This is a genomic window from Kitasatospora sp. NPDC088548, assembly GCF_044753005.1.
Lineage (GTDB): Bacteria > Actinomycetota > Actinomycetes > Streptomycetales > Streptomycetaceae > Kitasatospora.
This window is the reverse complement of the sequence record NZ_JBIVMI010000033.1, coordinates 80,487-100,798: the sequence shown is the minus strand read 5'-3', so window position 1 is coordinate 100,798 and position 20,312 is coordinate 80,487. Positions and strand designations below refer to the sequence as shown.

Below are 20,312 nucleotides of genomic sequence, written 5' to 3'. Positions count from 1 at the left end.
GAAGTGGTGTTTCGTGGATTGGCCGCCCCGGGACCGTCCGCGCCGATGCGTGTCCGGTGCTCCCTGTCGAGCGACTAGAGAACACTACGCCCATCGGCGGGAGGAAGCAAACATCGCGCAAAGAAGCCGGCCGGACCCCTGGGGGAAGGGTCCGGCCGGCTGCTCGGGGCGCCGGTCGAGGCTCAGCTGTTGGTCGGGAAGCCGAGGTTGATGCCGCCGTGCGAGGGGTCGAGCCAGCGCTGGGTGACGGCCTTGCCACGGGTGAAGAACTGCACGCCGTCCGGACCGTACGCGTGCGCGTCACCGAACAGGGAGGCCTTCCAGCCGCCGAAGGAGTAGTAGGCGACCGGCACCGGGATCGGCACGTTGATGCCGACCATGCCGACCTCCACCTCGAACTGGAAGCGCCGGGCCGCGCCACCGTCGTTGGTGAAGATGGCGGTGCCGTTGCCGTACGGGTTGGCGTTGATCAGGGCCACGCCCTCCTCGTAGGAGGCGACGCGGACCACCGACAGCACCGGGCCGAAGATCTCGTCGTTGTAGACGGACATGCCGGGCTTCACGTGGTCGAACAGCGTGGGGCCGAGCCAGAAACCGTCCGCCGTCGGCGCACCGTTCCTGTCCTCGGCGGTGATCGGGTGCTTCCGGCCGTCGACGGCCAGCTCGGCGCCGTCGGCGACACCGGACTCGACATAGGAGGTGACCTTGTCCCGGTGCTGGCCGGTGACCAGCGGGCCCATCTCCGATTCACCGTTGCAGCCGGGGCCGACCTTCAGGGTGGCCATCCGCTGCTTGATCTTCTCGACCAGCTCGTCACCGATCGGGTCGACCGCGACCAGCACCGAGACGGCCATGCAGCGCTCGCCGGCCGCGCCGAACCCGGCGTTGATGGCGGCGTCGGCGCTGAGGTCCAGGTCGGCGTCGGGCAGGACCAGCATGTGGTTCTTGGCGCCGCCGAGGGCCTGCACGCGCTTGCCGTAGCGGGTGCCGGTCTCGTACACGTAGCGAGCGATCGGGGTGGAGCCGACAAAACTGACCGACTTGATGTCGGGGTGCTCCAGCAGCCGGTCCACGGCGGCCTTGTCACCGTGGACGACGTTGAAGACACCGTCGGGGAGACCGGCCTCCTTCCACAGCCCGGCCAGGAAGTTGGCGGCGGACGGGTCCTTCTCCGAGGGCTTCAGGACGACCGTGTTGCCGGCCGCGATGGCGATCGGGAAGAACCACATCGGCACCATCGCCGGGAAGTTGAACGGCGAGATGATCGCGACCGGGCCGAGCGGCTGGCGGATCGAGTAGACGTCGACGCCGGTGGACGCCTGCTCGGTGAAGCCGCCCTTGATGAGCTGCGGGATGCCGCAGGCGTACTCGACGACCTCCAGACCGCGGGCGATCTCGCCCAGCGCGTCGGAGTGCACCTTGCCGTGCTCGGAGACGATGATCGCGGCCAGCTCGTCCCGGCGGGCGTTGAGCAGTTCGCGGAAGCTGAAGAGCACCGTGGCGCGCTTGGCGACCGAGGCGTTGCGCCACTCGGTGAAGGCCGAGGCGGCGGCCGCGACGGCCTGGTCGACCTCGGCGATCTCCGCGAAGTCGACGTGGCCCGAGACCTGGCCGGTGGCCGGGTCGAAGATGTCGCCGCGCCGGGGCGCGGCGCCGGCGGTGGCGACGGGCGCGCCGCCGATCCAGTGCGTGATGTGCTTGCTCAAGGTCGTCTGCCTCCGAAGTCCCGGGCGGCGTCCTGCCGCCGGTCCCTTGTCTGGCGCCGCCCGTGTGCGGGCCGGGCGACGGGATTCACGGGGCTACCGCGCTCATCTCCCAGTCTGCTGGCCTCCACGGCCCACCTCAACGAACAGGCTGACGGGGATCGGGGATTCAGCCTTACAGGTCGTCGGCCGGATCCGCCGAACGGGCGAAGCCCCGCCGGCCCTCCCTCAGACCGCCTCCGTACCGTCCGTCTCCTCGGCGCCGTCCGTCTCCTCCAGGTACGGGTCGTGCAACCCGTCCGCCGCCTCCTGGGTCTCCAGCAGATCCAGTCGCAGATCCTGGGACCACGCCAACGCCCACCGCTTCAGCCCGCCGACCGCGCTGCCCGGGTACCCCCGGGCCCGGAACCGTCCGTCGGCGGCGTCGGCCAGCGTCTCCAGTCGGTCGGCGAGCACGGCGGGCTGGAAGCCCGCGTCCAACGAGACTGCCAGTGCGAGCAGTTCGCCCTCCCGGTACCAGGCGGTCAGGGCGTGTACGTCGATCAGGTCGCGCGGCAGGCCGCGGTCGGCGAGCAGCGCGGTGGCCAGGGCGGCCGCGTCCTCCAGGGCGACGGCCGTCAGCGTCAGCGCGGGCCCGCCGGGCACGGGCGCACCGAGGTCGAGCCGGACCGGTCGGTGGCCCAGCGGTTCCTTGCGCAGCTCCACCGCGTGGGTGCGGCCGCCGAGCGTGAGCCGGACGGAGAGCTGCTCCAACCGGGGCGTGCCCGGCCGCTCCGCGACGCCGCCGCCGACCGCCCGGTAGGCGGCGGCCAGCTCGGCCGCGGCCTCCGGCAGATCGGTGCCGCCGCTGGTGACCAGGGTCAGCCCGTCCTGGGGGCAGGCCGGTACGCCGTGGGCCCGCAGGGCATGGCCGCCGGCGAGGGCCAGTCCGAGCCGGTCGCAGACGGGCCGGGCCAGTTCGGCGAGCCGCAGCTGGGCCGGGCCCGGGCGAAGGGACGCGTCGACGGCGTCCGGGACGGTGGTCACGCCTCCAGTCTGACGCGACCGCCCGCCCCACGCCCCCACGCGCCCCTTCCACCCTTCAACCGACGCGATGCCGCCCTCGCCCTCCGGTGCCCCGCCGGTGGCTCCCGTCTCACCAGTCCCGGAGCCGGGCCGCGGCCTCGTGCAGGGCGAGCTCCAGCAGGGCGGGGTCGTTGAGCCGTCCGGAGCCGTCGGGCGGGACGAGCCAGCGCGCTCCCCGGCTGCGTGGCCGGGGGTGCGGGACGACGATCCAGGTGCCGTCGCCCGCGCAGCGCACACCGGTGCCGATCCACCGGGCCGCCGTGCCGACGGGGACGAGGAAGCCGACGCTCTCGCCCCCGAAGTCGGTGAGGACCGGCCCGCAGAGGCCGTCACCGAGGATCTCCAGGGCCGGCCGGCCGAGTCGGCCGGGCACCGAGAGGACGTCCCACCTCCGCCCGGCCGGCAACAGCATCAGTCCCAGTCCGGTGCGTTCCCACTGTTCCCTGAACGCCTCCGGGTCCGGTGCCGCCTGGGCGAGCCAGTGCAGTCCGGTGCTCTCCATGTGCCGTCCCCGTTCCTCAGCGCTGACGCTGCTCGCGGCGCGGCGGGAACCGAGACCCGCCGTCACCAACGAGAGGCGGACGGCGGGTCTCTCTTACACGGATCACCCGATCGGATGCGTCACCCGGCCGAAAGTCGCCGCAGCGGACGCATCACCGCGGCGGACGCGCGACCGGAGGCGCGGCGGTCAGCTGTCGAAGCCCAGCCCCAGCCGGTCGAGCGTGCGCAGCCAGAGGTTGCGGTGCCCGCCGTTGCGGTCCGCGCGCTGCAGGGACCGCGTGGTGATCTCGATGCCGGCCCAGCGCACCGGCTCCGGCGGGAACGGCAGCGGCTTGCTCCGCACCATCTCCAGCGTGGTGCGCTCGGTGCGCTCGCCCGCCAGCAGGTCGAGCATCACCTCGGCGCCGAACCGGGTGGCCCCGACGCCGAGCCCGGTGAACCCGGCCGCGTAGGCGACCCGGCCGCGGTAGGCGGTGTCGAAGAAGGCCGAGAAGCGACTGCAGGTGTCGATGGCGCCGCCCCAGGCATGGGTGAAGCGCACGCCCTCCAGCTGCGGGAAGCAGCGGAAGAAGTTGTGCGCCAGCGTGCGGAAGGTCTCCGGCCGCTGGTCGTACTCGTTCCGGACGTGGCCGCCGTAGTGGTAGACCGCGTCGTAGCCGCCCCAGAGGATCCGGTTGTCGGCGGAGAGCCGGAAGTAGTGGAACTTGTTGGCGCTGTCGCTGAGCCCCTGCCGGCCGCTCCATCCGATCGCGGCGAGCTGTTCCTCGCTGAGCGGCTCGGTCATCAGCGCGTAGTCGTACACCGGGACGACCAGCGGGCGGACCCGCTTGACCAGGGACGGGAACACATTGGTGCCGAGCGCGACCCGGCGGGCGAAGACCCGGCCGTAGGGGGTGCGGACGGCCATGCCGCTGCCGTACTCACGCAGGTCCAGCGCCCTGGTGTGCTCGAAGATCCGCACGCCCTGGCGCAGGCAGGCGTCCTTCAGGCCCCAGGCGAGCTTGGCGGGGTGGACCATCGCCACGCCCTCCTTGTCCCAGAGCCCGCCGAGGAAGGTCGGCGAGTCGACCTGGGCGCGCAGCGCGTCGGCGTCGAGCACGGTGATGTCGAAGCCGTACTCGGCGACGGCCTCGGCGATCTCGTGCAGTTCGGCGAGCTGGTGGGGCTGGGTGGCGACGTCGATCTCGCCGGTGCGCTCCCACTCGGCGTCGATGCCGTAGCGCTTGAGGGTGGCCTCGATGCCGTCCAGGTTGGCGGCACCGAGGCGCTCGAGTTGGCCGAGTTCGGCGGGCCAGCGCTGCAGGCCGTTGCCGAAGCCGTGGGTCAGGCTGGCCGCGCAGAAGCCGCCGTTGCGCCCGGACGCGGCCCATCCCACCTCGTTGCCCTCGACCAGGACGACGTCCAGCGAGGGGTCGCGCTCCTTGGCGATGAGGGCGGTCCAGAGGCCGGAGTAGCCGCCGCCGACGACCAGCAGGTCACAGGTGGCGTCGCCGACCAGGGCGGGCAGCGCCTCCGGCCGGCCCGGGTCCTCCAGCCAGAAGGGGGTGGGCCTGGCGTCACTGAGCGCGCGGGCGGAGTCCATGCATTATCAGCCACTTTCTGCACATAGGTGATGGTTGGGCGGCCACCCCGACGGTAGGTCAGGCGGTGGCCTTGCGACGGTTGCCGAGCCACTGGCCGGCCACCGTCAGCGCGACGGCGGCGATGAACATCGCGGTACCGATGACGTTCACCTGCACCGGGATGCCGCGCTGCGAGGCGCCCCAGACGAACATCGGGAAGGTGACCGTGGTCGGGCCCGAGTTGAACTGGGTGATGATGAAGTCGTCGAAGGAGAGCGCGAAGCTGAGCAGCGCGCCGGCCGCGATGCCGGGGGCGGCGAGCGGCAGGGTGACCCGCAGGAAGGTCTGGGTCGGCGTCGCGTAGAGATCCTGGGCGGCCTGTTCGAGCCGGGGGTCCATGCTCATCACGCGTGCCTTGACTGCCGTCACCACGAAGCTCAGGCAGAACATGATGTGCGCGATGAGGATCGTGGTGAAGCCGAACGGGATGCGCATGTTGAGAAAGAGCGTGCCGAGCGAGGCGGCCATCACCACCTCGGGCATGGCCATCGGCAGGAAGATCATCGCGGTGGTGGCCGAGCGGCCGCGGAAGCGGTAGCGGGCCAGCGCGAAGGCGACCATGGTGCCGAGCACGGTGGCGCCGATGGTGGCGAGCACCGCGACCTGCAGGCTGAGCGAGAGCGACTGGCACATGTCGGCCACACCGCAGGGATTGGTCCACGCGTCGGTGGAGAACTCGGACCACTCGTAGTTGAACTTGCCCACCGGCTTGTTGAACGAGAAGGCGAGGACGACCAGGTTGGGCAGCACCAGGTAGGCCAGGGCCAGCAGACCTGCCAGCACCACCAGATGGGCGCGGACCCATGTGAGCACTCGGGACATCAGACCAGTTCCTCCGTCCCGGCCTTGCGCATGTAGACCGTCACCATGCCCAGGATCAGGGCCATCAGGATGAAGCTCAGCGCGGCCGCCGTGGGGTAGTCGAGCACGTTCAGGAACTGCTTCTGGATGCCGTTGCCGACCATCTGCTCGCTCGGCGAGCCCAGCAGCTGGGCGTTGATGTAGTCGCCGGAGGCCGGGATGAAGGTGAGCAGCGTGCCCGCGACCACACCCGGCAGCGAGATCGGGAAAGTGACCTTGCGGAAGGTGGTGAACGGCCGGGCGTAGAGGTCGCCGGCGGCCTCGTGCAGCCGCGGGTCGATCCGCTCCAGCGAGGTGTACAGCGGCAGGATCATGAACGGCAGGAAGTTGTAGGTCAGACCGCAGACCACGGCGAGCGGCGTGGCCAGCACCCGGTCGCCGGAGGTGAGGCCGATCGCGCTGGTGACGTCCAGGATGTGCAGCGCGTTGAGGGCGCCGACCACCGGGCCGCCGTCCGAGAGGATGGTCTTCCAGGCCAGCGTGCGGATCAGGAAGCTGGTGAAGAACGGCGCGATCACCAGGATCAGGATGACGTTGCGCCACCGCTTGCTCGCCTTGAAGGCGATCGTGTACGCCAGCGGGTAGCCGATGGTCAGGCAGAGCACCGTCGCGGTGGCGGCGTAGCCGAACGAGCGGACGAAGTGCCAGCGGTACTCGACCAGGGCGTCCCAGTAGGTGGCGAAGTGCCAGGTGACCTTGAAGCCGTCCTCCAGCGAGCCGGTCTGCAGCGAGGTCGACCCCTGGTAGACCATCGGCACGGCGAAGAAGACGACCAGCCAGGCGATGCCCGGCAGCAGCAGCCAGTACGGGGTGAGCTTGCGCTTCGGCTTCCGGGCGGCCTCCGGGAGCGGTATGACTTGCGGCGGCGCCGCCGGGGTGGTGGTGGTCATGCCGCCTCCTCCCCGGTGCCCGCGTCGATCGCCTGCGCGGCGTCCAGGGCGAAGGAGTGCGCCGGGTTCCAGTGCAGGACGACCGGCGCGCCGGGGACGATCCGGGCGTCGCGCTCCATGTTCTGCTCGAAGACCGTCACCTCCTGGCCCCCGTCGGTGCGCACCAGGTACTGGGTGGAGACGCCGATGAAGCTGGAGTCGACCACGGTGCCGGCCAGCCGGTTGCGGCCGTCGGCGACCTCGGCGGAGGCGTGCTCGATGGTGATCTTCTCCGGCCGGACCCCGAGGTGGACCTTCCTGGCGTCGGTGGCGCAGCGGGCCCTGGGCACGGCGAGGCGGGTGCCGTCGGCGGTGAGCAGCAGGTCGCCGCCGTCGGCGCCGGTGACATCGGCGGGCAGCAGGTTGGACTGGCCGAGGAAGTTGGCCACGAAGGTGGTCGCGGGATTCTCGTAGAGGTCGGCGGGCGCGCCGAGCTGTTCGACCCGGCCGCCGTTCATCACCGCGATGGTGTCGGCCATGGTCATGGCCTCCTCCTGGTCATGGGTGACGTGGACGAAGGTGATGCCGACCTCGGTCTGGATCCGCTTGAGCTCAAGCTGCATCTGGCGGCGGAGCTTGAGGTCGAGGGCGCCGAGCGGCTCGTCCAGGAGCAGCACCTGCGGGTGGTTGATCAGGGCGCGGGCGACGGCGACGCGCTGCTGCTGGCCGCCGGAGAGCTGGTGCGGCTTGCGCCGGGCGTACGGGCCGAGTTCGACCAGTTCCAGCATGTCGTCGACCTGCTTCTTGACGTCCTTGCGGCCGCGGCGGCGCAGGCCGAAGGCGACGTTCTCGAAGATGTCGAGGTGCGGGAAGAGCGCGTAGCTCTGGAAGACGGTGTTCACCGGCCGCTTGTACGGGGGCAGGGCGGTGACGTCCTGGCCGCCGATCAGGACGGCGCCGGAGGTGGGCTCCTCCAGACCGGCGATCATGCGCAGGGTGGTGGTCTTGCCGCAGCCGGAGGCGCCGAGCAGGGCGAAGAAGGAGCCCTGGGGGACGGTCAGGTCGAGCGGGTGGACGGCGGTGAAGGAGCCGTAGGTCTTGCCGATGCCGGTGAGGCGGACATCGCCGCCCGTGGCCGCCGCGTCGCGCAGCTGGTCTGTCATGGGTGTCTTCCTGGTTTCTGCTGTCTCTGCCGTCAGTGGGGAGGTCAGGCGCCGATGAGTTTGGAGAACTTCTGCTCGAAGTCGCTCTCCTCGGTCTCGGTGAGGGTGCGGAACACGTGCGCCTTGGCCGCCATCTCGGGGGTGGGGACGACGAGTGGGTTGGCCGCGGTGTCCGGGGCGAGGGCGGCGAGCTCCTCCTTCATCCCGGTGACGGCGGAGACGAAGCCGATGCCCGCGACCAGCTGCGCCGCGATCTTCGGCTGGTAGTAGAAGTCGATCAGCTTTTCCGCGTTCGTCTTGTGCTGGGCCTTGGCCGGGATCAGCATGTTGTCGGTCGAGGAGACGAAGCCCTTCTCCGGGATGACGAACTCGATGTCCGGGTTGTCGGCACGGAGCTGGATCAGGTCGCCGCCCCAGGCGACGCAGGCGGCGATGTCGCCGGAGGAGAGCTCCTGGCCGTAGTCGTTCCCGGTGAAGCGGCGGATCTGCTTGCTGTCGACGCCCTTCTGCAACCGGGCGACCGCGGCGTCGTAGTCGTCGGCGGTGAACTTCGCCGGGTCCTTGCCGAGGTCGAGCAGGGTGATGCCGATGCTGTCGCGCATCTCGGAGAGGAACGTGACCCGGCCCTTGAGGTCGGGGTCGTCCAGCAACTGGGAGACCGAGGCGACCTCCTTCCCCTTGGTGGCCTTCTTGTTGTAGGCGATCACCACCTGGATGCCGGCCCACGGGTAGGAGTAGAGCCGGCCCGGGTCCCAGTCGGGGGCGCGGAAGCGGGAGTCGATGGTGGTGATCGCGGTGGTGACGTTGGCCTGGTTGAGCTTCTGCGCCCAGCCGAGGCGGATCATCCGGGCGGCCATCCAGTCGGTGAGCACCATCAGGTCGCGGCCGGTGTCCTGGCCCGCCGCGAGCTGCGGTTTGACCTTGCCGAAGAACTCGACGTTGTCGTTGACGTCCTCGTTGTACCTGACCTTGATACCGGTGGCCGCGGTGAAGGCGTCCAGGGTGCCGTGCCGCTCCTTGTCCTTCTCGTCGGAGTCGATGTAGAGCGGCCAGTTGGAGAAGTTCACCTCCTTCTGGCTGTCCGAGAGGTCCTTGGCGGCGTTCGCGGTCGAGTCGCCGGTCCCGGCGGTCCTGGCCGCCGGGATGCCGCAGGCGGCCAGGGTGCCCGCGCCGGCGGTGAGGGCGGCGGCGCGCAGCAGCGCCCGCCGGCCGAGGGAGGCCCGTCCGCTGGTCAGACTGCGTTCCCAGGCCTTGCGGACCGGTTCGGGCAGACCGTCGGTGAGCTCGTTGAACGCCATGGAACGGGCCTCCTGGGGGCGAGAGGTCGGGGCGGCTGGGGGGCGCCCCTGGGTGAGGGTTATCTGTCTCCGAAGACGGTGCGGTGCCAGTCCTTGCGGGCCACCGCCGTGGTGTCGAACATGACGTGCTTGACCTGGGTGTACTCGTCCAGCGAGTACTGCGACATGTCCTTGCCGTAGCCGGAGGACTTGTAGCCGCCGTGCGGCATCTCGCTGATGATCGGGATGTGGTCGTTGACCCAGACGCAGCCGGCCGCGATCTCCCTGGTGGCCCGCAGCGAGCGGTGCACATTGCCGGTCCAGGCCGAGGCGGCCAGGCCGTACGGGGTGTCGTTGGCCAGCCGCAGGCCCTCGTCGTCGCTGTCGAAGGGCAGCACGACCAGGACCGGGCCGAAGATCTCGCCCTGGACGACCTCGCTGTCCTGCGCGGCGTCGGTGATCAGGGTGGGCAGGTAGTAGGCGCCGCGGGTGAGGTCGGTGCCGTCGTGGCCCTTCTCCGGGGCGCGTCCGCCGGTGACGACGGTGGCGCCGTAGGAGCGGGCCCGCTCGACGAAGCCGGCCACCCGGTCCCGGTGGGTGTGGGAGACCAGCGGCCCGAGGTCGGTCCGCGGGTTCAGCGGGTCGCCGAGGCGGATCGCGCCGTACAGTTCGGCGACGCCGGCCACGAAGGCGTCGTAGAGCGGGCGCTGGACGTAGGCGCGGGTGGCGGCGGTGCAGTCCTGGCCGCCGTTGATCAGCGAGGCGGCGACCGCGCCGTGCACCGCGGCGTCCAGGTCGGCGTCGTCGAAGACCACGAACGGGGCCTTGCCGCCCAGTTCCAGGTGGGTGCGCTTGACGGTCGCGGTGGCGAGTTCGGCGACCCGCCTGCCGACCGGGGTGGAGCCGGTGAAGGAGACCATCGCGACGCCCGGGTGGGAGACCAGATGCTCCCCGGCGGTGCGTCCGGCGCCGGTGACCACGTTGACCACGCCGTCCGGGATGCCCGCCGCGGTGCAGGCCCGGGCGAACATCAGCGAGGTCAGCGGGGTCAGCTCGGCCGGCTTGAGGACGATGGTGTTGCCCGCCGCGATGGCCGGGAGGATCTTCCAGGCGGCCATCTGGAGCGGGTAGTTCCACGGGGAGATCGAGCCGACCACGCCGATCGCCTCGCGCCGCACGTAGGAGGTGTGGTCACCGGAGTACTCGCCGGCCGCCTTGCCCTCCAGATTGCGGGCCGCCCCGGCGAAGAACGCGGCGTTGTCGATGGTGCCGGGGACGTCGAACTCGGTGGAGAGCTTGACCGGCTTGCCGGTCTGCGCGGTCTCCACCCGGGCGAGGTCGGCGGCGGCCCCGGTGAGGACGGCGGCCAGCCGGGTGAGCGCCTCGGAGCGGGCGCCGGGGGTGGCGCCGGACCACTCGGGCAGTGCGGCCCGGGCGGCGGCGACGGCGGCGTCCACCTGGTCGGTGGAGGCGAGGGAGATCTGCTCGACCACGCTGCCGTCGGCCGGGTTGACGACCTGGAAAGGATCGCCGCTCCCCCGGCTCTGCCGGCCCGCGATGTACTGCGCGCCCGCTCCGAAGTCGGTCAGGTCCATCTGGTTCCTCCAAGTGCCGGTGGTTCGGCTGCCCGCATGGCGTCCGATCGTCCGATCGTCCGGTTCCCGTCATGCCGCAGATGCCGGTGGGCGGCGGTCCCGTACCGGCGTCGTCCGACTGATCGAGTCGCCGCGTCTGCGGTACGGGGGAATCCGGCCCGGTTGATCTTCCGGGATGGCGCGATCCTGGCAGCCCTGCGGCGTCCCGACAAGGGATTCCGCCGTCGCTGCCCGGTGACGCGACGGATTCCGCCGGTGATGTTGGTGTCTCGCCACAGCCGACCCGCTGACCATGCCTGTTGCCGCCCCGGCGTGACAAGGGTCACTCCGACAACCTCGACGCGAAGGGCCTTACAGGGTGGAAGGGTTCACGGAGGGCAACAGATCGTCGCCAGGAGGGATGATTTACCTGACACTCTGATCCCTGGAGGCCCCGCGATGCTCCCCACCGTCGCCCGCGTGCTCGATCTCGAAGTGATGCGGCGGGGCCTGCCCCAGGTCGTCGCCGGCGCCGACCGCCTGGAGCGCCCGGTCCGCTGGGTCCACGTCAGTGAGCTGCCCGATGTCGCCGGGGTGCTCCAGGGCGGCGAACTGGTGCTGACCACCGGTATCGCGCTGCCCGAGGACCGCGACGGGCTGGCCCGGTACGTCCGCGAGCTGGACGAGGTCGGCGTGGCCGGGCTGGTCGTCGAGTTCGGCCGGCGCTACTTCGACTCGCTCCCCCGCGCCCTGGTGCACGCCGCCGAGCAGCGCGGGCTGCCGCTGATCGTGCTCCGCCGCGAGCTGCGCTTCGTGGCCGTCACCGAGGCCGTGCACGCCCTGGTGGTCAACGCCCAGCTGGAGCAGCTGCGGACCTCGGAGGCGGTCCACCAGGTCTTCAACGAACTGGTGGTGGAGGGCGCCGAACCCGGTGAGGTGGTCCGCCAGGTGGCCCGGATGGCGGGCGCACCCGTCGTGCTGGAGAACCTGGCGCACCAGGTACTGGCCCATGACCCCGCCGGCCGGCCGGAGAGCGAACTGCTGGAGGACTGGGAGCGCCGCTCGCGCGGGGTGCGTCCGCCCGGGCGCACCGGCCACGACCCGCGCAGCGGCTGGCTGGTGACCACGGTCGGCGCCCGCGGCCAGGACTGGGGCCGGCTCGTCCTGGTCGAGGACCCGGCACCGCTGCCGGAGGGCGAGGCCCACCCGCACACGATGCTGCTGGAACGCGGGGCGTCCGCCCTGGCCCTCAACCGGCTGGTCGTCCGGGACCGGGAGAGCCTGGAGCGGCAGACCCACCGCACCCTGCTCTCCGGCATCCTCACCCACGCGCTGACCGTCTCCGAGGTGGCCCTGCGCGCCCAGGCGCTCGGCGTTCCGCTGGAGGGCCGCCGGCTGGTCGGGGTGGTGCTGCGGCAGCGGCGCGGGCCGATCCCGGCCGCCCTGGAGGCCCAGGCCAGGCTGCGCGACTTCACCGAGCTGGCGGCCGGCGCGATCCGCGGCTGCCGGCTCTCCGCCCTGGTCGGAGCGCTGGACGACGAGGGGGTGGGCGTCCTGATCGCGCTCGGCACCCAGCAGGACGAGCACACCGCGCTGGACGCCTTCTCCGCCGCGCTGCGCCGGCTGACGGCGGACGCCAACCGGGACGCCGCCCCCGTACCGGCCCCCGTCGTCGCCGTCGGCTCCTCGGTGGGCTCGGTCCGCGACGCCCGGCGCACCCTGCTGGAGGCCACCCAGGTCGCCGACGCCGCCCTGCACGACTCCCCCGGCGGCCGCGCCGCCGCCTACTACCGGCTGCCCGACGTCCGGCTGCGCGGTCTGCTGCACCTGCTGCGCGACGACGCCCGGCTGCAGACCTACGTCGAGCGCGAACTCGGCCCGCTGCTCGCCTACGACGCCGAGCACAACGGCCAGTTGGTCCAGATGCTGCGGATCTACCTGGAGCACGGCCGGAACAAGTCCGCGGCGGCCGATGCCGCGCACCTGTCCCGGCCCTCCTTCTACGACCGGCTGCACAAGGTCGAGCGGATCCTCGGCGTCGATCTCGACCAGGTCGAGTCCTGCCTCTCCCTGCACGTGGCGCTGCTCGCGCTGGACGCCGTCCGCCGGTGAGTACCGGGGCCCGGTGACCGCCGGGCCCGGTCCCGCTACACCCCGGTGATGCGGCCCCAGACCTTGTGCAGTTCGGGCCGCTCGGCGGAGGTGACATCGCGCATGGTGCGCAGCCGGGCGCGCATCTCCTCGGTCGGGAAGACCAGCGGGTGCTCCGCCAGCTCGGCCTTCTCCTGGTCCCCGCTCGCGGCCAGCACCTCGCGGGCGGCGGGCACCGGGCAGATGTACTGCACGAAGGCGGCCAGTTCGGCGGCCACCTCGGGCTGGTAGTAGTGGTCGATCAGCAGCTCGGCGTTGCGCTTGTGCCCGGCCCGGTTGGGGATCAGCAGGCTCTCCGCCCAGAGCTCGCCGCCCTCCTCGGGCACCACGAACTCGATGTCCGGGTTCTCGGCGGTCAGCTGGACGGCGTCACCGGAGTAGGCCTGACAGGCCAGCGCCGCGCCGGAGGCCAGGTCGCTGGTGTAGTCGTTGCCCGTGAAGCGGCGGACGTGCCGGGCGTCGACCATCTTCTGCACCAGGTCCATCGCCCGGTGCGCGTCGTCGTCGGTGAAGGCGGCGATGTCGGCGCCCTGGGCGAGCATCAGCAGGCCGAGCGCCTCGTCCAGACCGGCGAACAGGGTGACCCGGCCCTTGAGGTCGGGTGCCCAGAGGTCGGCGGTGGACCTGATCTCCCGGCCGAGCGCCTTGCGGTTGTAGGCGATGCCGGTGATCCCGGACTGCCACGGCACGCTGCGCTTGCGCCCGGGGTCGAAGGCGGGATCGGCCAGCTGCGGGTCCAGCTGGGCGGTGACGTTGGGCAGGTTGGCCCGGTCCATGGCCTGTACCCAGCCGAGCGAGACGTACCGGCCGGCCATCCAGTCGCTGACCACCATCAGGTCCCGGCCGGGGTCGGTGCCCTGGGTCAGGACCGGGCCGATCTTGCCGAAGAACTCGTCGTTGTCGTTGATGTCCTCGGTGTAGGTGACCTTGATCCCGGTCTGCTCGGTGAAGGCGTCCAGGGTCGGGCGCCGGCCGCTGTCGTCGACGTCGATGTACTGGGTCCAGTTGGAGAACGCCAGCCGCTTCTCCTGCTCCGAGCGGTCCGGGGCCGAGCGGCGGTCCTCGTCGACGTAGGCGGCCGGGATGCCGCAGCCGGTCAGGGTGCCGACGCCGAGCAGCCCGGCGGTGCCGAGCACGGAGCGGCGGGTGAGCCGGCCGCGTCCGCTGCGGCGGCCGTCGAGGGGGCGGCGGGTGAGGGTGGTGCTGGGCATGGATGGGCCTTCCGGGCATGCGGCGGCCCCGGGCGCACGAGCAAGACCCGGGGCCGTCCTTGTCGGTTCCTCAGACAGTGTGCGCGTCGGTCAGCGACAGCACCTCGTCGAGCACCGCGAGGCCGGTCTTGGCCTCCTCCTCGGTGACGGTGCACGGCGGGACGACGTGGAAGCGGTTCATGTTGACGAACGGCCAGAGCCCGCGCTGCTTGCAGGCGGCGGCCAGCTCGGCCATCGGCGCGTTGGCGGCGCCCGCGGCGTTGTACGGCACCAGCGGCTCGCGGGTGGTGCGGTCCTTGACCAGGTCCAGCGCCCAGAACACGCCGAGGCCGCGGACCTCGCCGATCGAGGGGTGGCGCTCGGCCAGCTCGCGCAGGCCCGGGCCGAGCACCGTCTCGCCGATGTGCCTGGCGTTCTCGACGATGCCCTCTTCCGCCATCGTGTTGATGGTGGCGACGGCCGAGGCGCAGGCCAGCGGGTGGCCGGAGTAGGTGAGCCCGCCGGGGAACGGCCGCTCCGCGAAGGTGGCGGCGATCTCCGCGCTGATCGCCACGCCGCCCAGCGGCACATAGCCGGAGTTGACGCCCTTGGCGAAGGTCAGCAGGTCCGGGGTGACACCCCAGTGGTCGGCGGCGAACCACTCGCCGGTGCGGCCGAAGCCCGCCATCACCTCGTCGAGGATGAAGACGATGCCGTAGCGGTCGCAGATCTCCCGTACCCCGGCCAGGTAGCCCGGCGGCGGGATCAGGATGCCCGCGGTGCCGACCACGGTCTCCAGGATGATCGCCGCGATGGTGCCGGGGCCCTCGAACGCGATCACCTGCTCCAGGTGCTGCAGCGCGCGCTCGCACTCCTGCGTCTCGTTCTCGGCGTGGAAGTTGGAGCGGTAGGCGTACGGGCCCCAGAAGTGAACGACACCGGAGACACCGCTCTCGTTGGGCCAGCGGCGCGGGTCGCCGGTGAGGGCGATCGCGTTGGCGGTGGCACCGTGGTACGAGCGGTACGTCGACATGATCTTCTGGCGACCGGTGTGCAGCCGCGCCAGCCGGATGGCGTTCTCGTTGGCCTCGGCACCGCCGTTGGTGAAGAAGATCTTGTCGAGGTCGCCGGGGGTGCGCTCGGCGATCAGCCGGGCGGCCTCACTGCGCGACTCGACCGCGAAGCCGGGCGCGATGGTGCAGAGCTTCGCCGCCTGCTCCTGGATCGCGGCGACCACCTTCGGGTGCTGGTGGCCGATGTTGGTGTTCACCAGCTGCGAGGAGAAGTCGAGGTAGCGGTTGCCCTCGTAGTCCCAGAAGTACGAGCCCTCGGCGCCGGCCACCGCGAGGGGGTCGATCAGCGCCTGGGCGGACCACGAGTGGAAGACGTGCGCGCGGTCGGCGGCCTTGACGGCCTGGCCGGCGGCTGAGTCGGCGGTGGGGATGCTCATGCCGGTAAGGCTAGGGAGTTCCACCCGTGAAGTGCAGGTTCATCGTGTCAGGCGGTCATGCGAACGGCCGACAGGGTGACAGGGCAAGGGCCCGGGTCGAAACGACCCGGGCCCATTGTCAGATCACACGATCAGCGTCAGATCGCGGTCATACCCCGCCAGATGGCCATGACCCGCTCAGATCGCGGTCATACCCCGCCAGATAGCCATGACCCGCTCAGATCGCGGTCATGACGTGCTTGACCCGCGTGTAGTCCTCGAAGCCGTAGGAGGAGAGGTCCTTGCCGTAGCCGGACTTCTTGAAACCACCGTGCGGCATCTCGGCGACCAGCGGGATGTGGGTGTTGATCCAGACGCAGCCGAAGTCCAGCCGGCGCGACATCCGCATCGCGCGGGCGTGGTCCTTGGTCCACACCGAGGAGGCCAGCGCGTACTCGACGCCGTTGGCGTAGCCGACGGCCTGGTCCTCGTCGGAGAACTTCTGCACGGTGATGACCGGGCCGAAGACCTCGTTCTGGATGATCTCGTCGTCCTGGTTCAGGCCGGAGACCACGGTCGGGGCGTAGAAGTAGCCCACCTCGCCGACCCGGTGGCCACCGGCCTCGACCTTGGCGTGCGCCGGCAGGCGGTCGATGAAGCCGGAGACCTGCTTCAGCTGGTTGGCGTTGTTCAGCGGGCCGTAGAGCACGTCCTCGTCGTCCACGCCACCGGTCTTGGTCTCGGCCGCGGCCTTGGCCAGCGCCTCGACGAAGGCGTCGTGGATCGACTCGTGCACCAGCACGCGGGTGGCGGCGGTGCAGTCCTGGCCGGCGTTGAAGAAGCCGGCCACCGAGATGCCCTCGACCGCCTCGGCGATGTCGGCGTCCTCGAAGACCACGACCGGGGCCTTGCCGCCCAGCTCCAGGTGAACGCGCTTGACGTCCTTGGCCGCCGACTCCGCGACCGAGATGCCGGCCCGGACCGAGCCGGTGATGGAGGCCATCGCCGGGGTGGGGTGCTCGACCATGGCCTGGCCGGTCTCGCGGTCGCCGCAGATGACGTTGAACACGCCGGCCGGCAGGTCCAGCTCCTTGAGGACGCCGCCGATGATCTCGGCCAGCAGCACGGTGGAGGCCGGGGTGGTGTCCGAGGGCTTGAGCACGACGGTGTTGCCCGCGGCGATCGCCGGGGCGAACTTCCAGACGGCCATCATCATCGGGTAGTTCCACGGGGCGACCTGCGCGCAGACGCCGACCGGCTCACGGCGGACGATCGAGGTCATCCCGTCCATGTACTCACCGGCGGCCTTGCCCTCCAGCAGGCGGGCGGCGCCGGCGAAGAAGCGGATCTGGTCCACCATCGGGCCGATCTCCTCGGAGAGGGTCAGCGCGCGGGGCTTGCCGGTGTTGCGGACCTCGGCGTCGACGATCTCGTCGGCGCGCGCCTCGACCGCGTCCGCGATCTTCAGCAGCAGCTTCTGGCGGGTGCTCGGGGTGGCGTCGCGCCAGACCGGGAAGGCGGCGGCGGCGGAGGCCATGGCCGCGTCCACATCGGAGGCGCCGGACAGCGGGGACGTCGCGTAGACCTCGCCGGTGGTGGGATCCACGATGTCGAGCGTGCGGCCGTCGGCCGCATCGACGAACTCACCGTTGATGTAGTTGCGCAGCGCGCGAAGGTCGCTCACGGGTCTCTCCTCGGTCTGGTCCTGCGGCGTTGCAGAGTCCGGCGCCATGGTACGTCGACACACCTGCCGGTCGGCCGTCCTCCGATGCCGAGTGGCCGAGCCCGAAGCGGCACGGTCCACTGGTGGGGGAACGCGCGCTCCACTGCGAAGCTGCGCGCGTACCGGGCCAGGTTAGCCGTACAACTGCTGGAATCGACAGACCAAGCACGCCCAGGCGATGAAATCCGCATGCGATTTCCAAGATCGCGACGAAATCAGCAGCTGCCACGCTTGCGAACAGAGGTCCGATCGGGCACAGTGGCGGCGTGGCCAACCGCGACCGGAACGCCAGCGTTCCCCTCGACGCCGCCTCCAAGGCGATCATCGAGCAGCTCCAGGAGGACGGGCGCCGCCCGTACGCCGCCATCGGCAAGGCCGTCGGCCTGTCCGAGGCAGCCGTACGGCAGCGCGTCCAGAAGCTGCTCGACCAGGGTGTGATGCAGATCGTCGCCGTCACGGACCCGCTCACCGTCGGCTTCACCCGCCAGGCGATGGTCGGGATCCGGGTCGAAGGAGACATCGAACCCGTCGCCGACGCGCTGGCCGCCCTCGACGAGGTCGACTACGTCGTCTGCACCGCAGGCTCGTTCGACCTCCTGGCCGAACTGGTCTGCGAGGACGACGAGCACCTGCTCGAACTGATCAACAAGCGCATCCGCGCGCTTCCCGGCGTGCGGAGCACCGAGAGCTTCGTTTACCTGAAGCTCCGGAAACAGACCTACACCTGGGGCACCCGATGACAGCCGACCCGGCGCAGAAGGACCTTTCCAAGACCGCCTACGACCACCTGTGGATGCACTTCACCCGCATGTCGTCGTACGAGAACTCCCCCGTGCCGACGATCGTCAAGGGCGAAGGCACCTACGTCTGGGACGACAAGGGACGCAAGTACCTCGACGGCCTCGCCGGCCTGTTCGTCGTCCAGGCCGGCCACGGCCGCGAGGAGCTCGCCGAGGCCGCTGCCAAGCAGGCCAAGGAGCTCGCCTTCTTCCCGGTGTGGAGCTACGCCCACCCGAAGGCCGTCGAGCTGGCCGAGCGCCTGGCCAACTACGCCCCGGGCGACCTGAACAAGGTCTTCTTCTCCACCGGTGGCGGCGAGGCCGTCGAGACCGCCTGGAAGCTTGCCAAGCAGTACTTCAAGCTGACCGGCAAGCCCACCAAGTACAAGGTCATCTCGCGTGCGGTCGCCTACCACGGCACCCCGCAGGGCGCCCTGTCCATCACCGGCCTGCCGGGCCTGAAGGCCCCGTTCGAGCCGCTGGTGCCGGGCACCCACAAGGCCCCGAACACCAACATCTACCGCGCCCCGGCCTTCCTGGCCGGCCCCGACGGCACGGTCGACCCCGAGGCGTACGGCCGCTGGTGCGCCGACGAGATCGAGGTCGCGATCCTCAACGAGGGCGCCGAGACCGTCGCCGCCGTCTTCGTCGAGCCGGTGCAGAACGCCGGCGGCTGCTTCCCGCCGCCGCCCGGGTACTTCCAGCGCCTGCGCGAGATCTGCGACCGCCACGACGTGCTGCTGGTCTCGGACGAGGTCATCTGCGCCTTCGGCCGCCTCGGCACCATGTTCGGCGCCGACAAGTTCGGCTACCAGCCCGACATGATCACCTGCGCCAAGGGCATGACCTCGGGCTACTCCCCGATCGGCGCCACGATCATCTCGGACCGCCTCGCCGAGCCGTTCTACAAGGGTGACAACACCTTCCTGCACGGCTACACCTTCGGTGGCCACCCGGTCTCCTCCGCGGTGGCGCTGGCCAACCTCGACATCTTCGAGCGCGAGGGCCTGAACCAGCACGTCCTCGACAACGAGTCGGCGTTCCTGGGCACCCTGAACAAGCTGCGCGACCTGCCGATCGTCGGCGACGTCCGCGGCAACGGGTACTTCTACGGCATCGAGCTCGTGAAGGACAAGGTCACCAAGGAGTCGTTCAACGACGACGAGGTCGAGCGCGTGCTCTACGGCTTCCTGTCGAAGGCGCTCTTCGACAACGGCCTGTACTGCCGCGCCGACGACCGTGGCGACCCGGTGATCCAGCTGGCCCCGCCGCTGATCTCCGACCAGTCGACCTTCGACGAGATCGAGCAGATCCTGCGGACCAGCCTCACCGACGCGTGGGCGAAGATCTGACCACCTGATCTTTCTTCCTCACCCTCCGCCGAAGGGCGGTCCCGCTCCCCGCGGGACCGCCCTTCGGCGTTCGCGGCCCCTCCCGGCCGCCTCCCTCCGGTTTTTTCGGACGATCTCCCCGACCAAACACGCCTGATTGCGGGCGATTTGCCCGTTATGGACCAGTGCGCCGCACCCGCGCCCGGCTCCAGTCGTTCTAATCTGACGAGTGTCATATCCCTGCGGCCACCCAGGATGGAACCTCATGTCAGCGGCCCCGCCTGACAACGACGTGCTGTGGGCCCGGGGGATCGTCAAGTCCCATCACGGCACCCCGGCCCTGCGCGGCATCTCGCTCGGCGTCCGGGAGGGCGAGGTACTGGCCGTGACCGGCCCGCGCGGCTCCGGCAAGAGCACCCTGCTCGGCTGTCTCTCCGCCCTCCTCCCGGTCGACGAGGGCGAGGTCTGGTTCAACAGCGCCCCCGTGCACACCCTGGCCCGGGCCGGCCGCGAGCGGCTGCGCCGCGACCGCTTCGGCTTCGTCGGCTCCGAACCGCACCTGGTCCCCGAACTGACCGCCCGTGAGAACGTCGCGCTGCCCCTGCTGCTGGCCGGGGCCGGCAACAAGGCCGCGTACACCGCCGCCGACGAGTGGCTGGAGCGACTCGACGTGGGCGAGGCCGCCAGGCAGCGGCCCGACCGGCTGCTCCAGAGCCAGCGCCAGCGGATCGCCGTCGCCCGCGCGCTCGCCCCGCTGCCGCCCGTCGTCTTCGCCGACGACCCCACCGCGCCGCTGCACCGCGAGGCCGCCGACCAGGTCCTGCGGATACTGACCAGCGCGGCCCGTTCCCACCAGCTCACCCTCGTCCTGGCCACCCACGATCCCGAGCTCGTCCGGTTCGCGGACCGCTCCGTCGCCCTCGTCGACGGCCGGCTGACCGCCCCCGCCGCCCCCGTCCCGCGCGGTCTCCCCGGAGCCCCTGGAGCCCCCGGAACAGTCGGCACACCGGGAGCGGCCGGAGCCGCCGCCGTATCGGCCACCCGCCGCTGACGCCGCCCCGCGGCTGAAAGAGT

The 20,312-nt window shown here is 71.0% G+C and carries 16 protein-coding genes; 4 read left to right on the top strand and 12 right to left on the bottom strand.

Going from position 1 to position 20,312, the window contains the following annotated elements; all coding sequences use genetic code 11:
- Nucleotides 1-182: 182 nt before the first annotated feature.
- From ACIP82_RS32620 to ACIP82_RS32580, 9 genes are all read right to left on the bottom strand, one after another.
- Nucleotides 183-1,706: a CoA-acylating methylmalonate-semialdehyde dehydrogenase gene (locus ACIP82_RS32620; protein ID WP_363608993.1), complete on the bottom strand. Its 1,524-nt coding sequence runs from the start codon at nucleotides 1,704-1,706 to the stop codon at nucleotides 183-185.
- A 225-nt stretch (nucleotides 1,707-1,931) separates the two neighbouring features.
- Nucleotides 1,932-2,729: a hypothetical protein gene (locus ACIP82_RS32615; protein ID WP_400658720.1), complete on the bottom strand. Its 798-nt coding sequence runs from the start codon at nucleotides 2,727-2,729 to the stop codon at nucleotides 1,932-1,934.
- Nucleotides 2,730-2,838: 109 nt separating this feature from the next.
- Complete coding sequence (locus ACIP82_RS32610) at nucleotides 2,839-3,270, bottom strand: hypothetical protein (protein WP_363608989.1); 432 nt, start codon at nucleotides 3,268-3,270, stop codon at nucleotides 2,839-2,841.
- A gap of 186 nt (nucleotides 3,271-3,456) precedes the next feature.
- Nucleotides 3,457-4,851 carry an FAD-dependent oxidoreductase gene (locus ACIP82_RS32605; protein WP_363608987.1) on the bottom strand — a complete coding sequence of 465 codons (1,395 nt, stop codon included), beginning with the start codon at nucleotides 4,849-4,851 and terminating at the stop codon, nucleotides 3,457-3,459.
- Between the two features lie 58 nt (nucleotides 4,852-4,909).
- On the bottom strand, nucleotides 4,910-5,713 hold the full coding sequence (locus ACIP82_RS32600) for an ABC transporter permease (RefSeq protein ID WP_363608985.1): 804 nt from the start codon (nucleotides 5,711-5,713) through the stop codon (nucleotides 4,910-4,912).
- On the bottom strand, nucleotides 5,713-6,642 hold the full coding sequence (locus ACIP82_RS32595) for an ABC transporter permease (protein ID WP_400658717.1): 930 nt from the start codon (nucleotides 6,640-6,642) through the stop codon (nucleotides 5,713-5,715). The genes ACIP82_RS32600 and ACIP82_RS32595 overlap by 1 nt, the downstream gene beginning before the upstream one ends.
- Nucleotides 6,639-7,784: an ABC transporter ATP-binding protein gene (locus ACIP82_RS32590; RefSeq protein ID WP_363608981.1), complete on the bottom strand. Its 1,146-nt coding sequence runs from the start codon at nucleotides 7,782-7,784 to the stop codon at nucleotides 6,639-6,641. The genes ACIP82_RS32595 and ACIP82_RS32590 overlap by 4 nt, the downstream gene beginning before the upstream one ends.
- Before the next feature lie 44 nt (nucleotides 7,785-7,828).
- Entirely contained in the window at nucleotides 7,829-9,082 is a 1,254-nt protein-coding gene (locus ACIP82_RS32585; protein WP_363608979.1) for a spermidine/putrescine ABC transporter substrate-binding protein, read from the bottom strand.
- Nucleotides 9,083-9,141: 59 nt separating this feature from the next.
- Nucleotides 9,142-10,656 carry a gamma-aminobutyraldehyde dehydrogenase gene (locus ACIP82_RS32580; protein WP_400658714.1) on the bottom strand — a complete coding sequence of 505 codons (1,515 nt, stop codon included), beginning with the start codon at nucleotides 10,654-10,656 and terminating at the stop codon, nucleotides 9,142-9,144.
- Nucleotides 10,657-11,094: 438 nt separating this feature from the next.
- Between ACIP82_RS32580 and ACIP82_RS32575 the strand changes: the two genes are divergently transcribed.
- The gene (locus ACIP82_RS32575; RefSeq protein ID WP_400658712.1) at nucleotides 11,095-12,747 is read left to right on the top strand and encodes a PucR family transcriptional regulator; all 1,653 of its coding nucleotides are present in this window, start codon (nucleotides 11,095-11,097) and stop codon (nucleotides 12,745-12,747) included.
- A gap of 35 nt (nucleotides 12,748-12,782) precedes the next feature.
- Here ACIP82_RS32575 and ACIP82_RS32570 read toward each other — a convergent pair whose 3' ends face one another.
- The 3 genes from ACIP82_RS32570 to ACIP82_RS32560 form a co-directional block, all read right to left on the bottom strand.
- A complete protein-coding gene (locus ACIP82_RS32570) occupies nucleotides 12,783-13,997 on the bottom strand; it encodes a spermidine/putrescine ABC transporter substrate-binding protein (RefSeq protein WP_363608973.1) in 1,215 nt (404 codons plus the stop codon).
- A gap of 70 nt (nucleotides 13,998-14,067) precedes the next feature.
- Nucleotides 14,068-15,426, bottom strand: a complete 1,359-nt coding sequence (locus ACIP82_RS32565) for an aspartate aminotransferase family protein (RefSeq protein WP_363608971.1) — start codon at nucleotides 15,424-15,426, stop codon at nucleotides 14,068-14,070.
- A gap of 217 nt (nucleotides 15,427-15,643) precedes the next feature.
- Nucleotides 15,644-17,137 (bottom strand): gamma-aminobutyraldehyde dehydrogenase, encoded by a 1,494-nt coding sequence (locus ACIP82_RS32560; RefSeq protein ID WP_363608969.1) that lies wholly within the window; start codon nucleotides 17,135-17,137, stop codon nucleotides 15,644-15,646.
- A 257-nt stretch (nucleotides 17,138-17,394) separates the two neighbouring features.
- Between ACIP82_RS32560 and ACIP82_RS32555 the strand changes: the two genes are divergently transcribed.
- The 3 genes from ACIP82_RS32555 to ACIP82_RS32545 all read left to right on the top strand — a co-directional run bounded on the left by ACIP82_RS32555 (nucleotide 17,395) and on the right by ACIP82_RS32545 (nucleotide 20,289).
- Entirely contained in the window at nucleotides 17,395-17,868 is a 474-nt protein-coding gene (locus ACIP82_RS32555; protein WP_030243538.1) for an Lrp/AsnC family transcriptional regulator, read from the top strand.
- Nucleotides 17,865-19,259 carry an aspartate aminotransferase family protein gene (locus ACIP82_RS32550; RefSeq protein ID WP_363608967.1) on the top strand — a complete coding sequence of 465 codons (1,395 nt, stop codon included), beginning with the start codon at nucleotides 17,865-17,867 and terminating at the stop codon, nucleotides 19,257-19,259. Before ACIP82_RS32555 ends, ACIP82_RS32550 begins: the two co-directional genes overlap by 4 nt.
- 244 nt (nucleotides 19,260-19,503) lie before the next feature.
- Entirely contained in the window at nucleotides 19,504-20,289 is a 786-nt protein-coding gene (locus ACIP82_RS32545; RefSeq protein WP_363608965.1) for an ABC transporter ATP-binding protein, read from the top strand.
- Nucleotides 20,290-20,312: the final 23 nt, after the last annotated feature.

What these genes read in the sequence shown, in the direction of transcription:
- ACIP82_RS32610 (WP_363608989.1), bottom strand. Translation starts at nt 3,270, where the DNA reads ATGGAGAGCACCGGACTGCACTGGCTCGCCCAGGCGGCACCGGACCCG.
- ACIP82_RS32605 (WP_363608987.1), bottom strand. Translation starts at nt 4,851, where the DNA reads ATGGACTCCGCCCGCGCGCTCAGTGACGCCAGGCCCACCCCCTTCTGG.
- ACIP82_RS32600 (WP_363608985.1), bottom strand. Translation starts at nt 5,713, where the DNA reads ATGTCCCGAGTGCTCACATGGGTCCGCGCCCATCTGGTGGTGCTGGCA.
- ACIP82_RS32595 (WP_400658717.1), bottom strand. Translation starts at nt 6,642, where the DNA reads ATGACCACCACCACCCCGGCGGCGCCGCCGCAAGTCATACCGCTCCCG.
- ACIP82_RS32590 (WP_363608981.1), bottom strand. Translation starts at nt 7,784, where the DNA reads ATGACAGACCAGCTGCGCGACGCGGCGGCCACGGGCGGCGATGTCCGC.
- ACIP82_RS32585 (WP_363608979.1), bottom strand. Translation starts at nt 9,082, where the DNA reads ATGGCGTTCAACGAGCTCACCGACGGTCTGCCCGAACCGGTCCGCAAG.
- ACIP82_RS32580 (WP_400658714.1), bottom strand. Translation starts at nt 10,656, where the DNA reads ATGGACCTGACCGACTTCGGAGCGGGCGCGCAGTACATCGCGGGCCGG.
- ACIP82_RS32575 (WP_400658712.1), top strand. Translation starts at nt 11,095, where the DNA reads ATGCTCCCCACCGTCGCCCGCGTGCTCGATCTCGAAGTGATGCGGCGG.
- ACIP82_RS32570 (WP_363608973.1), bottom strand. Translation starts at nt 13,997, where the DNA reads ATGCCCAGCACCACCCTCACCCGCCGCCCCCTCGACGGCCGCCGCAGC.
- ACIP82_RS32565 (WP_363608971.1), bottom strand. Translation starts at nt 15,426, where the DNA reads ATGAGCATCCCCACCGCCGACTCAGCCGCCGGCCAGGCCGTCAAGGCC.
- ACIP82_RS32560 (WP_363608969.1), bottom strand. Translation starts at nt 17,137, where the DNA reads ATGGCGCCGGACTCTGCAACGCCGCAGGACCAGACCGAGGAGAGACCC.
- ACIP82_RS32550 (WP_363608967.1), top strand. Translation starts at nt 17,865, where the DNA reads ATGACAGCCGACCCGGCGCAGAAGGACCTTTCCAAGACCGCCTACGAC.
- ACIP82_RS32545 (WP_363608965.1), top strand. Translation starts at nt 19,504, where the DNA reads ATGTCAGCGGCCCCGCCTGACAACGACGTGCTGTGGGCCCGGGGGATC.